The sequence below is a fragment of the Sphingomonas epibiotica genome (genome assembly GCF_039615155.1).
Classification (GTDB): Bacteria; Pseudomonadota; Alphaproteobacteria; order Sphingomonadales; family Sphingomonadaceae; genus Sphingomonas.
Map to the genome: position 1 here is coordinate 397,896 of NZ_JBDGHY010000001.1, position 15,081 is coordinate 412,976.

Genomic DNA, 15,081 nt, shown 5'->3' on the forward strand with positions numbered 1-15,081 from the left:
CGATTTGACGTGCGTTGCCGGTGGAATGTTGTAAAACGGCAACTATGGGTGCAGCGTTGACGGAACCGGCCCGGGCCACTTCGATCCCGGCGCGCTGGTTCCCGGCGATTGAGGTCGCGGTGCTGCTAGTGGCGATCGCGGTTGGCATTGGCAGCTATTTCCTGTTCGACGGCAGTCAGGCGGCGCGCGGGCGATTGCCATCGCCGTCGCTGATGGCCGTCGTGCTAGTCGCCAACCTCATCCCGGCGATGGCGCTGCTGGTTCTGATCGGCCGCCGTATCGCCAAGCGACGCGCGGCTCGTTCGGAAATCGGTGGCACTGGTACGCTGCACGTCCGCTTGGTCGCGCTGTTCTCGATCCTTGCCAGCGTGCCCATGCTGCTGGTGACGGTGATCGCGTCGTTCCTGTTCCAATACGGCCTTGAATTCTGGTCGTCGACGCGCGCCCGCGGCATTTTCGAGAATGCGCAATCGCTTGCCCAGTCCTCCTACAACGACTTTTTAGGCGCGGTGGATAGCCAGAACGTCGCCGTCGCTACGGATATCCAGCGGATGTTGCTGGTGAATCGCTACCCGGTCGACAGCGCTCCGTTCCAGGCGCTGTACCAGTCCAGCATCATCATGCGCAGCCTTGCCGACTCCGTTCTGTTCGAGATCCCGTCGGACGGGCGTCCCAAATCGCTGGCGTCGACTTCCATCTTCGAAGGTCCCTTGCGCTGGAGCATCGATCCGCGATCGATCGCCGCATTGCGTGCCGGCAAGCCGAGCTATGTCAGCGTCCGTGACGGACAGGTGCAATCGGTCACTCGGGTCGCGGGGACGCCCTATTATCTGTACTCGGCGCGCGAGATCGATCTGGCGACCTATCAGGATCGCTTGAACCGGACGCGCCAGATCCTGTCCGATTACGACGCCTTGCTGTCGCGATCCCGCAGCGTGCAGTTGCGGCTCAACGTGGCGCTCTTTATCGTTTCACTGCTGATCGTCGGCCTGGCCGTGTTCGTGGCGCTCGCCGTCGCCGATCGTCTGGTCCGGCCGGTGGGCGCGCTGGTCGGTGCCGCGCGGCGTATCGCCGATGGCGATCTATCGGCGCGCGTCCCCGAACCGACCCATAACCGGACTAAGGACGAGATCGGTACCCTCGCCAGTGCGTTCAACAGCATGACCGAACGGTTGCAGGAACAGACCGGCGAACTGGTTGCCGCCAACGCCCAAATCGACAGCCGCCGCGCGCTGATAGAGGCGGTGATGTCGGGCGTCAGTGCCGGCGTCATGTCGGTCGGACCCGACCGTGTCATCCGGCTCGCCAACAGCTCGGCCACCGCGTTGCTTCGCACTGGATCGACCTCGCTGGTCGGTCGTCCGCTGGCGGAGGTCGCCCCCGAACTCGACGGGTTGATCGGCGGAGAGACGCAGGATGCGATCATTCAGCTTGCGGCGGGGGGCGAGGCAAAGACGCTGGCGGTGCGCATCACCCGCGACGATGGCCAGCATATCCTGACCTTCGACGACATCACGCAACAGCTGCTCGACCAGCGCCGAGCAGCATGGTCCGACGTCGCGCGCCGCATCGCGCATGAGATCAAGAACCCGCTGACCCCGATCCAGCTCGCCGCCGAACGGCTGCAACGCCGCTATGGCAGCAAGCTGACCGAGGACGACGGCACGTTCGGCCGCCTGACCGAAACGATCGTGCGGCAGGTGGGCGACCTGCGCCGGATGGTCGATGAATTCTCATCGTTCGCCCGAATGCCGAAACCGGTTTTCCGCCACGAATCGCTCGCCGAGCTGGCTCGGCAAAGCCTGTTCCTGCACGAGGTCGCGCATCCCGATATCGACTTCGTCCTCGAAACGGCCGGCCGCGCGCCGCTGGTGTGCGACCGTCGCCAGCTGGGTCAGGCGTTGACTAACATCGTCAAGAACGCGACCGAAGCCGTCGCCGCCCGACCCGACGGCGCCGAACGCGGCCGGATCGAAATCGATGTCCGCTACGACGCGCAGGGGCGCATGCATATCGACACTAGCGACAACGGCATCGGCCTGCCCGTCGAACGCGACCGCATCGCCGAACCCTATATGACGACACGCAAGGGTGGGACGGGCCTCGGCCTCGCCATCGTTCGCAAGATCGTCGAGGAACATTTCGGAACCATATCGTTCGCCGACCGTCCCGGAGGAGGGACGATCGTATCGATCCTGTTCGATCCGGCGATCCTTGCCGCACTTGCCGGCTCGGGAACCTCGGACGACGACGCACTACAGGAGGTTGAGACGCGCCATCCCATGCTTACCCGGACCGGAACTTCCGCATGAAGCTCGACATTCTTGTCGTCGACGACGAAACCGACATCCGAGAACTGGTCGCCGGCGTCCTTGAGGACGAAGGGTATGAAACCCGTGGCGCCGCCGATAGCGATGCCGCGTTAGAAGCGGTGGCGCAACGTCGCCCATCGCTGGTGCTGCTCGACGTGTGGTTGCAGGGGTCGCGACTCGACGGTCTAGATCTGCTCGACGAACTGAAGGCACGCGATCCGTCGCTGCCGGTGCTGGTCATCTCCGGCCATGGCAATATCGACACCGCCGTCGCGGCGATCCGCCGCGGTGCGGTCGACTTTATTGAGAAGCCGTTCGAGGCGGAACGACTGCTGTTCATGGTCCAGCGCGCGACCGAGACCGAACGGCTCCGTCGCGAGGTCGCCTCGCTGCGGGTGTCTGCGGGGCGCGAAGACGACCTGACCGGCAGCTCGACCGCGATCAACAGCGTTCGCGCGACGCTGAAGCGCGTCGCTGGTACCGGCAGCCGCGTGCTCATCACCGGCGGGGCAGGGGTCGGCAAGGAAGTCGCTGCCCGCCTACTGCATGGCTGGAGCCAGCGCGCACAGGCGCCGTTCGTCATCGTCAGCGCGGCGCGCATGACCCCCGAGCGCGTCGACGAAGAACTGTTCGGCGTCGAAGAGAGCGGTAATCTGGTCCGCCCCGGACTGCTCGAACAGGCGCATGGGGGCACGCTGTTCCTCGACGAGATCGCTGACATGCCGATCGCGACACAGGCTCGCATCCTGCGCGTGCTGACCGATCAGAGCTTTACCCGTGTCGGCGGTACCCGCGTGGTGAAGGTCGATGTGCGTGTCGTCTCGGCAACCGCGCGCGACCTGCAACAGGAGATCCTCGACGGCAATTTCCGCGAGGACCTGTATTACCGATTGAACGTCGTTCCGGTGCAAATTCCGTCTCTGGCCGAACGGCGCGAGGATATTCCGCCGCTCGTCGAGCATTTCGTCGCGCACTATGCCAATGAGCGTCGGGTGCCGACGCCCGAAGTGGCTGCCGATGCGATGATCGCGCTGCAAAGCTATGAATGGCCGGGCAATGTCCGTCAGTTGCGCAACGTCGTCGAACGCACCGTCATTCTCGCTCCCGGCAATCGTATCGCCCGCATCGATATCGATCTGCTGCCGCCGGAGGTACTGGGCGCGGCGGGCGAGGGGGGTGGCGGCGCCACCGCCAGCGCGATCATGGGGTCGCCGCTGCGCGAGGCTCGCGAATCGTTCGAACGCGAATATCTGCGGGTGCAGATTCGGCGTTTCTCCGGCAATATTTCGCGTACCGCGACCTTTATCGGGATGGAGCGCTCTGCGCTGCACCGCAAACTGAAGCTGCTGGGGATCACCGAGACGCGCGGCGACGAATAGCCGGAACGGACCATTGCGGGCGCGCCCGATGCGACCTAAATTGTAGGTCCGTGCCGCAGGGGCACGGCAACCGGGTGCCGGTCAAAGACACTCACGCGGGAAATTCCCCGCCAAGAACAAGGGCAAACCATGGCCGACAGGCACGGGTCGCTTCAGGACCTGTTTCTCAACTCGCTCCGCCGGTCGAAAACGCCGGTCACCATGTTTCTGGTTAAAGGCGTCAAGCTTCAGGGCATCGTGACTTGGTTCGACAACTTCTCGGTGTTGCTGCGCCGCGACGGACAGTCGCAGCTCATTTACAAACACGCCATCTCCACCATCATGCCTGCCGGTCCGGCGGACCTGTCATCGGTGATTCAGGCGGCATCTGAAAACACGTCGAAGAATGCGCCGTTACAGGAAATCTTCCTGAACGCGGTTCGCAAGGCGCAGGAAAACGTCACCATGTTCCTAGTGAACGGGGTCATGCTACAGGGCCAGATCGCCGCCTTCGACCTGTTCTGCATGCTGCTCCAGCGCGAGGGCATGTCGCAGCTTGTCTACAAGCATGCCGTTTCGACCATTCAGCCAGCCAATCCGCTGAATCTTGCGGAAGAACAGGCGTCGGGAGCGGACGAGGCTTGAGTACCGGTTTCGATCGCGACGCGCAGGAGTTCGCGCGCGGCGCAACTGCAATCGTCGTCCTGCCCGACATGGGCGGGTCGGCGCGCGATGCCGACGCTCGGCTTGAGGAAACCGCCGGGCTGGCACTAGCTATCGGCGTGGAGGTTCGCCACCGCGTGCCGTTCCGCGTCCGCGCGCCCAAGCCGGCGACGCTGCTCGGCAGCGGTCAGGTCGATCAACTGGCCGCGATCGTCCGGGATGAGGATATACAATTGGCGGTGTTCGATGCGGCATTGACGCCGGTGCAACAGCGCAATTTGGAAACGGCGCTGGGTTGCAAGGTCATCGACCGAACCGGACTGATCCTTGAAATCTTCGGTGAACGCGCCCGGACAGCCGAGGGACGTTTGCAGGTTGAGCTGGCGCACCTCGATTACCAAGCTGGTCGGCTGGTGCGCAGCTGGACACACCTTGAACGCCAGCGCGGCGGGTTCGGGTTTCTCGGCGGTCCTGGTGAAACCCAGATCGAGGCTGACCGTCGTCTTATTCGCGACCGGATGGCACGGCTGCGGCGTGAACTGGAGGGCGTATCGCGCACCCGGACGCTCCATCGCGACCGGAGACAGCGTGCCCCGTGGCCCGTCGTTGCGCTGGTCGGCTACACCAACGCCGGCAAGTCGACGCTGTTCAACCGCCTGACCGGCGCCGACGTCATGGCGGAAAATCTGCTTTTCGCGACTCTTGACCCGACTTTGCGACAGGTTTCCTTGCCCGGCATCGACAAGGCGATCCTATCAGACACGGTGGGATTCGTTTCGGAACTGCCGACCCAACTGGTCGCTGCCTTCAAGGCCACGCTTGAAGAGGTCGTATCGGCCGACCTGTTGGTCCATGTTCGTGACGTTGCCCATCCCGATACCGAAGCACAGGCGACCGACGTCGAAGCCGTGCTGGCCGAGATCGGCGTCGACGAAACCACGCCCCGGATCGAGGCATGGAACAAGCTCGATCTACTAAGCGAAGAAGACCGTACCGAGATGCTGGGCGAAGCGTCGCACCGTGACGACGTTGTCGCCCTCTCGGCGCTGACCGGGGAAGGGGTAGATCGACTCGTTCGCACCATCGGCGATCGGTTGACGCAGGGACATCGCCGCTATCGCATCGCGCTGGCTCCGGAAGACGGCGCCAGCGCCGCCTGGCTGCATGCGCATGGGGAGGTCACCGACCATTGGATCGATGATGATCGCGCCTTGTACGATGTCCGCATGTCACCGACCGATTACGACCGGTTCCTGAACCGCTGATTGTTGATCCGTATCGTTAACCTTCGGTTACAGATACCTTCGTACACCATTGATCAGCGTTTGGCGCGGTGCCACGCCGCTTCCTGTTCGGAAAGGGTGCGGTCGGCGAAGCCGGGATCTTCGGCTTCCATCGCTTTGAACCGTCGTTCGAACTTTCCATTGGCGGCGCGTAGCGCTGCTTCGGGATCGACGCCCATATGCCGCGCCCAATTGACGACCGAGAATAGCAGGTCGCCAATTTCCTCGAACCGCGCTTCGATCGTTGCAGCCTGTTCGACTTCGATCAATTCTTCGTCGATCTTCGCGCGTGGACCGCTCGCATCCGGCCAGTCGAACCCGACGCGGGCGGCACGCTTTTGAAGCTTTTCCGCGCGAGCAAGGGCCGGCAGGCCCAAGGCGACCCCGGCCAGCGCGCCATCCTGTCCCGGTTTCCGAAGGCGCTCCGCAGCCTTCACCTGTTCCCAGAGGTAATGTCCGCCGGTTTCGCTGTTGCCAAAGATATGCGGATGGCGTCGTTCCATCTTGTCACTGATCGCGTCGACGACATCGCGCAAGGCGAACTGGCCGGCTTCCTCGGCAATGCGGCTGTGGAAGACGACCTGGAGCAGCAGATCGCCCAATTCGTCCTTCAGGTCGTCGATATCGCCGCGCTCGATCGCGTCGGCAACTTCATACGCTTCCTCAATCGTGTAGGGGGCAATGGTCGCGAATGTTTGCGCGCAATCCCATTCGCAGCCGCGTTCGCGATCCCGAAGCCGCGCCATGATCGCGACGATACGCCCTACGGTATCGTTTGGATGCTGCACAGGAGCGGGATCGAACGGTTCCAAACCTACCTCCAAAACCAAACAGTCACAAAACCGATAATAAACATTATGTAAAATCGCCAGCTTCGAGGATGAGGGTACCGCGTTCCACGCGCCAACTCCCCAAGCGCGACAGGAAGTTCATCCCGAGGACGTCGAGGTTCCCGAATGCGGGCGCGACGACCACCGGTAGATCGCGCGTTTCCAACGAACCGATCCGGACCGTCTCGATCCGGCCACGCGCTGCTTCCACCATGCCGTTCGCCGTCGTGATGATCACCGGCGGTACGCGTCGCGGTTTGACACCAATGGCCCGCGCGGTCGCTTCGGATATTGCGGTCGTCGTCGCGCCGCTATCGATCAGCATGCGCCGCTCGACGCCGTTCAAGCGCGCGGTTGCGTAGAAATGCCCGTCCTGCGCCTGCCTGATCCGGACGGTATCGCCTTCGACCATCTGTTCGGTAAGGCCAAGCTGGTTGCCGAGACCGGTCGCCAGTTCCGACAGTCGCGACCGGTTGCTGAAGGCAAGATACAGGATCGCCACGATACAGGCCCAGCCGATGACGGCACGTAGCACGGCGCGTGCAGGCGGCCGCCGGACGAGCAGAGACGACAGCGGTAGTGTCAAGGCCAACAGGCCGAGCAAGACATAGATGCCGCGGTCGTCGCTCACAGCACCAGCTCGAGGCCGTCATAGCCCGGCTCGACCCCGACCGGCAGGCTCCCCGACAGTGTCACGTAATCCATCGAATGATCCATATGGATCAGGACCGTCCGCTTTGCATCGCACTGTCGTGCGAAGGCCAACGCCTCGTCAAGCGACGGATGCGTCGGATGCGGTGCGACCCGCAGGGCGTCGACCACCAGAATATCGACCCCATGGTACAGTTCGATCATCGCCGGCGTTACCGCGCTGAAATCGGTCGCATAGCCTATCGCGGCGCCATCGGCGTCGAACCGTAGTCCAGCTGAAACGATTGACCCATGCGGCTGATCGGTACAGCCAATTGCGATCGGGCCGATCGTCATTCGATCGGGCAGCACAGCGGCCGTCACGGTCGCGCGATACCCCTGCCGTCCGGCAAAGACATAATCGAACCGGGCCTTGAGGCTCGTCAGGGTATCGGCGCGCGCAAAACCCCGGACGGTCGCGCGTTGGTTATGGAACAGCTGCCGCAAATCATCGATGCCGTGGCAGTGATCGGCATGGTCGTGGGTCCAGAGCACCGCATCGACGGACGCGACATTCGCCGCCAGCAGTTGCTCGCGCATGTCCGGACCGGTGTCGATCAGGATGCGCGTTCCGCCATGCTCGATCAGCGCCGATACACGGGTACGGCGGTTGCGCGAATCGTTCGGATCGCAGGCACCCCAATCGTTGCCGATCCGCGGCACGCCGGAGGACGTGCCCGAGCCGAGGATTCGAATCTTCACGCCCGAGTTTTCGCGAACAGCGTGTGAAAATTGGTCCGGGTCGCATCGGCCAGCGTTTCGGGTTCCTCGCCGCGCAACTGCGCCAGGAAGCGGCAGGTGTCGGCGACGAAGGCCGGTTCGCCCTGCTTGCCGCGATGCGGAACCGGGGCGAGGAACGGCGCGTCGGTTTCGATCAACAGCCGATCCTGCGGCAGATCCTTCGCAACAGCCTGCAACGCCTGCGCACTCTTGAAGGTCACGATGCCCGAGATCGAAATATAGAAACCAAGATTGAGCGCAATTTGCGCGAGTTCGGCTGATCCGGTGAAGCAGTGTAGAACGCCGGGGAAAGCTCCCTTCCCAAGTTCGTCGCGCAGAATTGCGGCGGTGTCTTCTTCGGCATCGCGGGTGTGTACCACGATCGGCAGGCCGGTTTCACGACAGGCGGCAAGGTGCGATCGAAAGCTGGCCTGTTGCGCTTTGCGGTCGCTGTGGTCGTAATAATAATCAAGGCCGCTTTCGCCGATGCCGACGACGCGCGGATGGGCCGCGCGGGCGACGAGCCGCGCGGTATCGATGTCGGGATGCTGGTCGGCTTCGTGCGGGTGGATGCCCACCGTCGCCCAGACATCCGGCTCGCGCTCGGCGGTGGCTACGACTGCATCCCATTCGCTTTCGCGGGTTGAGATGTTCAAGAAAGCCACGACGCCGGTGTCGCGTGCGCGGGCCAGAACGTCGCCCTGCACTTCGGCTACGCCCTTGTAATTCAGGTGGCAGTGGCTGTCGGCCAGTTTCATGCCGGTTCGGTCTCCGCGATCGTCAGTCGGGGGAAGATGGGGGTCGGCGGGGCGATGCGGAAGCCCGCGCTGCGTGCTTCATCGTACCAGCCATGATCGCCGAGCGCATCATGCCCCTGCCCAGCCTGATTCAGCAGGTTGAGCAAGGCGTTGGCGGAGGTTGGAACGACTGGCTCGATCGTGACCGCGAGGTCGCGGATCGCGCGGACCAATGTGCCGAGGACGGCGTGCATGCGCTCCGGGTCGGTCTTGCGCAGCGACCAGGGTGCCTGCACGTCGATATACTGGTTGCAGGCGAACACGCCGCGCATCCATGCCTCAAGTGCCTGACTTAGCTGGAAGTTGGCGAAGTTGCCACGGAAGGCACTGGTTGCGTCGGCGATCTGGGACAGGAGTTCGGCGTCGGCGGGGTCGCCGCGGCCGGGTTCGGGCAGCGCACCTTCCAGATTTTTCGCGATAAAGGAAAGGGTTCGCTGGGCGAGGTTGCCGAAGCTGTTGGCGAGGTCGCTGTTCGCGCGGGTAACGATCGCTTCGTCGGAAAAGGTGCCATCCTGACCGAAGCTGACATCGCGCAGCAGAAAGTAGCGCAACTGGTCGACGCCGTAGAGGCTGGCGAGCGCCATCGGATCGACCACGTTCCCGGTCGACTTGGACATTTTCTCCCCGCGGTTGAGCAGGAAGCCGTGGCCGAACACGGTTTTCGGTAGTGGCAACTTCGCCGACATCAGGAAGGCGGGCCAATAGACCGCGTGGAAGCGGACAATGTCCTTGCCGATCAAATGCAGCGCCGCCGGCCAATAATGGTTCGGCGTATCGGGATAGCCCGCGCCGGTCAGATAGTTGGTGAGCGCGTCAACCCAGACATACATGACGTGGCCGGGGCTGTCGGGCACCGGCACCCCCCAGTCGAAGCTGGTGCGCGACACCGACAAGTCGGTCAATCCGCCCTCGACGAAGCGCAGTACTTCGTTGCGGCGGCTTTCGGGCTGGATGAAATCGGGATTGGCGGCGTAGAAATCGAGCAACGGCTCCTGATATTTGGACAGGCGGAAGAACCACGTTTCCTCGGCGGTCCATTCGACCGGCGTCCCTTGCGGCGACAGGCGCACCCCGCCCTCGCCGTCGACCAGTTCCTTTTCCTCGTAAAAGGCTTCGTCGCGGACCGAATACCAACCTTCATAGCGGTCGAGATACAGGTCGCCGGCATCGCGCATTGCGATCCAGATCGCCTGCGACGCGGCATAATGCTGCGGTTCGACGGTGCGGATGAAACGGTCGTACGAGATGTTCAGTTCGCCGGCCATGTCGTGAAAATAGCCCGACATTTCATCGGCCAGCGCTCTCACTTCAACGCCGCGGTCGCGTGCGGTCTTGACCATTTTCAGCCCGTGTTCGTCGGTGCCGGTCTGAAAGAATACGTCGCGCCCGGCCTGTCGCTGGAAGCGGGCGATGGCGTCGGCGGCGATCATTTCATAGGCATGGCCGATATGCGGCCGGCCGTTCGGATAATGGATCGCGGTGGTGATGTAGAAGGGATCGGACATGGTCCGAGGCTCTAGGCGAAACGTTGGCCCTGCGCCAGTCGGGCAACGAGGCCCGCCATTTCGAACACCGTCGTCTCCGCCACCAGCGACAGGGCCGGCGCCATCGACGCCAGCGCGCGCGCCTTGTCGTAAGTGTCGAGCGCGTCGCGCAGCGCCGGTCCTGTCCGCGCGCGGGCGGTAGCGGCAATAAATGCGGGCGCGCGGTCGAGGAAGACGGCGTAACGCGGCTGCGCGGTCTTGCCGGCCAGCGACTTGGCGAGACGCGAGCGAATGCGGTTGTCCGGGTCGCCGGTTTCGGCAATCTCCAACAGGTCGCGGTCGAGTGCCGCCACCGACAGTCCAGCATAGGCAAGCGCGCGGCCGGGCGAGCCGTCGGCGGCCGCAACCAGCGCCGCGACCTCGGCCGGTTCAGTGTCGGGCAGTTGCGTGGTAACGACCGTCGCGACCTGATCGTCGGTCAGCGGTTCGAAGCGCAACTGGCGGCAGCGCGAGCGGATCGTCGGCAGCAGCCGCCCGGGCGAATGGCTGACCAGCAGGAAGATCGTGCCGACCGGCGGCTCTTCGAGGTTCTTCAGCAGCGCGTTGGCACCGGGACGTTCGAGGTCGTCGATCGCGTCGATCACGATCACCCGCCGCGACGACAGCGCAGGCTTGGTCGCGAACAGCGGTTGCAGGGTGCGGACCTGATCGATCTTGATGCTGCGGGCAATATCCTGATCGGGCTTGTCCGGGTCCTTGGGCAGGCGAACCAGTTCGCGATAGTCGGGATGCGCGCCAGCGGCGATCAGCGACGCGACGCGGTGGTCGTCGCCGATCTGCCCATGAATCCGGCTGCGTCCGTCGAGTGCGGTGGCGAGCAGGCGCAGCGCCATGTCGCGGGCGAAGCTGCCCTTCCCTACCCCTTCGGGGCCGCTCAGCAGCCAGGCATGGTGCAGTGATTCCCCCTCGACAGCGGCGATGAACGCCTGCCGCGCGGCATCATTGCCGATCGGAGTCATGGCAGCAGGTCGGCGATCGCTTCGATCAGGCGCGCCGTGACCGCCAATACTTCGCCCGACGCATCGACGCGCCGGACCCGGTCACCCTCCGTTTCAGCGATCCGGTCGAAGGTCGCGGCGACCGAGCGATGGAATTCATCGCCGCGCGCCGCGAACCGGTCGGCCGCTTCCCCGTCGCGGGCGCGGGCACGCGCATCCCCTTCCCCATCGGGCAGCGTCAGCAGCAGCGTCCGGTCGGGCAACAACCCGCGCGACCCGAAGGCGTGGAGCGCGAGAATCGCGGCATCGTCGATCCCCTGCGCCCCCTGATAGGCGCGGGTGCTATCGATGAAGCGATCGCAGATCACCCAGCTTCCCGCCGCGACCAGCGGGTTGATATGCTTTTCGACATGATCGGCGCGGGCAGCGGCGAACAGCAATGCCTCGCTATGCGCGCTCCACCGCCGCACCTCGCCCTGCATCAGCAGTTCGCGGATCGCCTCCGCCCCTTCGCTGCCGCCGGGTTCGCGGGTCAGCACGGCGTGGATGCCGCGCGCTTCGAGCGCGGCAACCAGCGCGCGGGCCTGGGTCGATTTGCCGACCCCTTCCCCGCCCTCCAGCGTCAGGAACCGCCCGGCGCTCAAGCGAACAGCGAGGTCAGGCTTGCCCAGACGCGACCGAAGAAGCCGGCCTCGGCCACGTCCTTTTCGGCGACCAACGGCATGCGCTGTTCACCGGTGTCGGGCGACGAAATCACCAGATCGGCGATATGCTGGCCCTTGGCGATCGGCGCCTTGATCGGGCCGTTGTAAACGACCTTGGCGGTGATCGGGCTGTTGGTGCCGGCAGGCATCGTGACCGTCAGCGCCTTGGGCGCGACGAGGCCGACGGTCGAGGAATCGCCCATTTGCACTTCGGCGGTTTCGACTTTCTTGCCCGCCGCGACGATCGGGCGCGCGCGCCATGCGCCAAAGCCCCAGTTCATGAACTTGACCGATTCGGCGATGCGCTGGTTCGAGCTGGTCAGGCCGGCCAGCACCATCACCAGACGGCGGCCGTCCTGTTCGGCAGAGCCGGTGAAGCCGTAGCCGGCCTCTTCGGTATGACCGGTCTTCAGGCCATCGGCGCCGCGCACCCGGCCGAGCAGCGGATCACGGTTCGCCTGCGTGATCGCAGCGCCCTCGCCCAGCGTCTTGCCCCAGGTGAAATCGGTCTTCGAGTAGAATTTCTTGTAGAGTTGCGGGTGGTTCTGGATCGTCGCGCTGGCGAGCTTGGCCAGATCGCGTGCGGTCACATAGGTGCGCCCTTCGTCGGGCCAGCCGTTCGACGTGCCGAAATGGCTGTTGGTCAGGCCCAGCTCCTTGGCCCGCTGGTTCATCAAATTGGTGAAGGCTTCTTCCGACCCGGCGATCTTTTCGGCGAGCACGACGCAGGCATCGTTCCCCGATAGGACGATGATGCCGTAGAGCAGATTTTCGACGCTGACATTTTCATTCACCGACAGGAACATGGTCGATCCCGCCTGCGGGCCGTGCCACTTCTTCCATGTTTCGGGCGACACGGTCGCCATGTCGTTCAGCTTCAGATCGCCCTTCTTGATCAGGTCGAACGCGACATAGGCTGTCATCATCTTCGCCATCGATGCCGGCGGCATGCGGCGATCGGCGTCCTTGGCATAAAGCGTCGCGCCCGACGAAAGGTCGGTCATGAACGCGACCGGGGCCGGCGTGTCGAACGGCGGCGCGGCGGCGATGCCGGGGGTGGCGATGGCGATGGCGGCGATGCTCGAAAGGGCGATCTTACGCATGGGGCACGTGGTTCCGTTCAGTCCTGGGCGATGATCCGGGCGTCGGCGAAGCCGCGACGTGCGATGGCAGCACGGGCGGTTTCGGCGGCGGCACGGGTAGTGAATGGGCCTGCCTGCACCCGGTACAGCCTGCCCGCCGAACGTACAACGCCATCGACGGATTTTGCGAGGGTTGCGGCACGGTTGGCGTCGGACAGGGCGGCGACCTGGACAAACCATTGGCCGGTGGCGGCGGGTTTGGCGGCGGCGACGGGCGATGTCGGGCGCGCCGTTGATCTGGGGGGCGTGCTGACCGGGGTTGGCTCCGGCGTGGATCGGGACGGAACCGGGCGGGGCGGCGCACCGGGCTGCATGGCGGGCGTTTGCGTCGTCGGCAGTCGTCGCCGTAGCGCCGCCAGCAACGACGGGGGCGCGGCGAGGCGCGACACTTCGGTGCCGGCGCGGATCGCCGCCTGTTCGGCAGGCGATGGCACGGCGGGGCGAATGCGGATCGTCGGCGCCGACTGATCGAAGACGCCCAGCGCCTTTGTCGCGGCGTTCGACAGCAGGGCGACGTTGCCGGCCGGCAACGACGGATCCTGTTCGACCTGCAGCACAATGGTCCGGCCATCGTCCAGCCTGGTCACTTCGGCATAGCTGCCGTCCGCCAGGCTGCGGTGCCGCACGCTCATGGCCGGGGCTGCGAAGGTCCCGGCCACCCCGACCTCGTCGAGCAATTGCGCATGGACCACCGGCGGTGCGTCGGGCGGCACGGCCTGTCCGGCGAGCATCAGCAGCAGCGCCGCAAGGCTCATTGCGCGACCGCGTCCGCCAGCAGCCCAACCGACAACGCGTAATAATTGGAGCAGTTATAGTCGAGGATCACCCGGTAATTGCCCGTCAGCAGATAGGCGGTCGCACCGGGACCATCGGGTTCGATCAGCGTCGCCTGAATCGTCGGGTCGAGGCGGCGACCGTCGCTGGCCACCACGCCAAGCGCCTGCCATTCGGCGAGCGTACGCCACTGGCTGTGCCGTTCGAACACCCGGGGGCAGCGCGGCGACAGGGTGCGCGGAGTCAGGATCGACCGGTCGAAGCCGGCGGGAACCTGCACCGCAAAGCCCCAGGGCTGGCCGGCCCGCCAACCGGCATCGACGAAATAATTGGCGATCGACGCCAGCGTGTCGGCCGGGTTCGACCAGATATTGGCGACGCCGTCGCCGTCGCCATCGCGCGCGAGGCGGAGGTAGATCGACGGCAGGAACTGCGGATAGCCGAATGCGCCGGCCCAGCTTCCCTTCAGCCGTTCGCGCGGCACGCCGCGATCGATCATCTTCAGCGTGGCGATGAATTCGGGTTCGAAGAGGCTGCGGCGGCGCCCTTCATAGGCGAGCGTGGCGAGGCTACGCGGCAGGTCGAAATCGCCGGTATAGCTGCCGTAATTGGTTTCGTGGCCCCAGATCGCGACCATCACCGATTCCGGCACGCCGGTCTGCTGCTCGATCGCCGCCAGCCGCGCGCGCTGCGCCTGATAGGCGGAGCGGCCGCGATTGATCCGCGCGGCATCGACGTGGCGCATGCGGTACGGGGCGAACCGCGATACGGTGGTCGTCGTCGACGCGCCGGGCTGTTGCCGGTCGAGCTCGACGACGCGTGGATTATAGGTGAGCGTCGGCACGACGGAATCGATCGTTTCCTGCCGCACGCCCTGTGCGCGGGCGCGCAGCGCGACCTCGCGCATATAAGCGTCGAACCCGGCGGCATCCTGCGCCGCCGCCGACCCTCCCGCCATCAGGGCAAGCACCGCTGCCAACCCCGCTTTCGCAATACGCATACACAGCCTCCCGCTAGACCGATCTTTTGGCACAGCGTGGATGGCGGATGAACCCCCTCCTGCGACAAAGGCTTGCACAACGACGCCGACCCGCATTAGGCGCATTCGGCCGAGGAAGAGTGTCCGAGTGGTTTAAGGAACCGGTCTTGAAAACCGGCGAGGGTGCAAGCTCTCCGTGGGTTCGAATCCCACCTCTTCCGCCAAGATACCATGCGCAGCCGTCCCTAGCCGTCCACCGCCCCTTGCAAAACCGCCGTTCTTGCCCCCAGATGTGGCGGACGGTGTTCGCGGCTGTTCTCATCCGTCCACCGAACCGCATGGTACGC

Annotated in this window: 14 protein-coding genes and 1 tRNA gene; 5 read left to right on the forward strand and 10 right to left on the reverse strand. The window is 64.7% G+C overall.

Going from position 1 to position 15,081, the window contains the following annotated elements; genetic code table 11:
* Positions 1 to 44 precede the first annotated feature (44 nt).
* The 4 genes from AAIO73_RS01890 (at position 45) to hflX (ending at position 5,598) form a co-directional block, all read left to right on the forward strand.
* Positions 45 to 2,312, forward strand: coding sequence for a sensor histidine kinase (locus tag AAIO73_RS01890; RefSeq protein ID WP_526023746.1), 2,268 nt, complete (start codon positions 45 to 47; stop codon positions 2,310 to 2,312).
* Positions 2,309 to 3,691: a nitrogen assimilation response regulator NtrX gene (gene ntrX / locus AAIO73_RS01895; RefSeq protein ID WP_345875813.1), complete on the forward strand. Its 1,383-nt coding sequence runs from the start codon at positions 2,309 to 2,311 to the stop codon at positions 3,689 to 3,691. Before AAIO73_RS01890 ends, ntrX begins: the two co-directional genes overlap by 4 nt.
* A 102-nt stretch (positions 3,692 to 3,793) precedes the next feature.
* Positions 3,794 to 4,315, forward strand: coding sequence for an RNA chaperone Hfq (hfq, locus tag AAIO73_RS01900; RefSeq protein WP_345876323.1), 522 nt, complete (start codon positions 3,794 to 3,796; stop codon positions 4,313 to 4,315).
* Positions 4,312 to 5,598, forward strand: coding sequence for a GTPase HflX (gene hflX, locus AAIO73_RS01905; RefSeq protein ID WP_345875815.1), 1,287 nt, complete (start codon positions 4,312 to 4,314; stop codon positions 5,596 to 5,598). Before hfq ends, hflX begins: the two co-directional genes overlap by 4 nt.
* Positions 5,599 to 5,651: 53 nt before the next feature.
* Here the strand turns inward: hflX and mazG are convergent, their stop codons facing one another.
* The 10 genes from mazG to AAIO73_RS01955 form a co-directional block, all read right to left on the reverse strand.
* On the reverse strand, positions 5,652 to 6,362 hold the full coding sequence (gene mazG, locus AAIO73_RS01910; protein WP_526023747.1) for a nucleoside triphosphate pyrophosphohydrolase: 711 nt from the start codon (positions 6,360 to 6,362) through the stop codon (positions 5,652 to 5,654).
* 109 nt (positions 6,363 to 6,471) lie between these two features.
* Positions 6,472 to 7,077, reverse strand: a complete 606-nt coding sequence (locus tag AAIO73_RS01915; protein ID WP_345875818.1) for a retropepsin-like aspartic protease family protein — start codon at positions 7,075 to 7,077, stop codon at positions 6,472 to 6,474.
* Positions 7,074 to 7,838, reverse strand: coding sequence for an MBL fold metallo-hydrolase (locus AAIO73_RS01920; protein ID WP_345875820.1), 765 nt, complete (start codon positions 7,836 to 7,838; stop codon positions 7,074 to 7,076). The genes AAIO73_RS01915 and AAIO73_RS01920 overlap by 4 nt, the downstream gene beginning before the upstream one ends.
* Positions 7,835 to 8,614, reverse strand: coding sequence for a TatD family hydrolase (locus AAIO73_RS01925; protein WP_345875822.1), 780 nt, complete (start codon positions 8,612 to 8,614; stop codon positions 7,835 to 7,837). Before AAIO73_RS01925 ends, AAIO73_RS01920 begins: the two co-directional genes overlap by 4 nt.
* A complete protein-coding gene (metG, locus tag AAIO73_RS01930) occupies positions 8,611 to 10,158 on the reverse strand; it encodes a methionine--tRNA ligase (protein ID WP_345875824.1) in 1,548 nt (515 codons plus the stop codon). Before metG ends, AAIO73_RS01925 begins: the two co-directional genes overlap by 4 nt.
* 11 nt (positions 10,159 to 10,169) lie before the next feature.
* Complete coding sequence (locus AAIO73_RS01935; RefSeq protein ID WP_345875826.1) at positions 10,170 to 11,156, reverse strand: DNA polymerase III delta subunit-related protein; 987 nt, start codon at positions 11,154 to 11,156, stop codon at positions 10,170 to 10,172.
* Positions 11,153 to 11,779: a dTMP kinase gene (gene tmk / locus AAIO73_RS01940; protein ID WP_345875827.1), complete on the reverse strand. Its 627-nt coding sequence runs from the start codon at positions 11,777 to 11,779 to the stop codon at positions 11,153 to 11,155. Before tmk ends, AAIO73_RS01935 begins: the two co-directional genes overlap by 4 nt.
* On the reverse strand, positions 11,776 to 12,942 hold the full coding sequence (locus AAIO73_RS01945; protein WP_345875829.1) for a D-alanyl-D-alanine carboxypeptidase family protein: 1,167 nt from the start codon (positions 12,940 to 12,942) through the stop codon (positions 11,776 to 11,778). The genes tmk and AAIO73_RS01945 overlap by 4 nt, the downstream gene beginning before the upstream one ends.
* 17 nt (positions 12,943 to 12,959) lie before the next feature.
* Positions 12,960 to 13,736 carry an SPOR domain-containing protein gene (locus AAIO73_RS01950; RefSeq protein ID WP_345875831.1) on the reverse strand — a complete coding sequence of 259 codons (777 nt, stop codon included), beginning with the start codon at positions 13,734 to 13,736 and terminating at the stop codon, positions 12,960 to 12,962.
* On the reverse strand, positions 13,733 to 14,755 hold the full coding sequence (locus AAIO73_RS01955; protein WP_345875833.1) for a lytic murein transglycosylase: 1,023 nt from the start codon (positions 14,753 to 14,755) through the stop codon (positions 13,733 to 13,735). The genes AAIO73_RS01950 and AAIO73_RS01955 overlap by 4 nt, the downstream gene beginning before the upstream one ends.
* A gap of 113 nt (positions 14,756 to 14,868) precedes the next feature.
* Here AAIO73_RS01955 and AAIO73_RS01960 point away from each other — a divergent pair.
* Positions 14,869 to 14,958, forward strand: a tRNA-Ser gene (locus AAIO73_RS01960).
* Positions 14,959 to 15,081 lie beyond the last annotated feature (123 nt).

Coding starts and splice junctions, on each gene's coding strand:
- AAIO73_RS01890 (WP_526023746.1), top strand. CDS start 45: ATGGGTGCAGCGTTGACGGAACCGGCCCGGGCCACTTCGATCCCGGCG.
- AAIO73_RS01950 (WP_345875831.1), bottom strand. CDS start 13,736: ATGAGCCTTGCGGCGCTGCTGCTGATGCTCGCCGGACAGGCCGTGCCG.
- metG (WP_345875824.1), bottom strand. CDS start 10,158: ATGTCCGATCCCTTCTACATCACCACCGCGATCCATTATCCGAACGGC.
- AAIO73_RS01955 (WP_345875833.1), bottom strand. CDS start 14,755: ATGCGTATTGCGAAAGCGGGGTTGGCAGCGGTGCTTGCCCTGATGGCG.
- AAIO73_RS01935 (WP_345875826.1), bottom strand. CDS start 11,156: ATGACTCCGATCGGCAATGATGCCGCGCGGCAGGCGTTCATCGCCGCT.
- ntrX (WP_345875813.1), top strand. CDS start 2,309: ATGAAGCTCGACATTCTTGTCGTCGACGACGAAACCGACATCCGAGAA.
- AAIO73_RS01945 (WP_345875829.1), bottom strand. CDS start 12,942: ATGCGTAAGATCGCCCTTTCGAGCATCGCCGCCATCGCCATCGCCACC.
- mazG (WP_526023747.1), bottom strand. CDS start 6,362: ATGGCGCGGCTTCGGGATCGCGAACGCGGCTGCGAATGGGATTGCGCG.
- AAIO73_RS01925 (WP_345875822.1), bottom strand. CDS start 8,614: ATGAAACTGGCCGACAGCCACTGCCACCTGAATTACAAGGGCGTAGCC.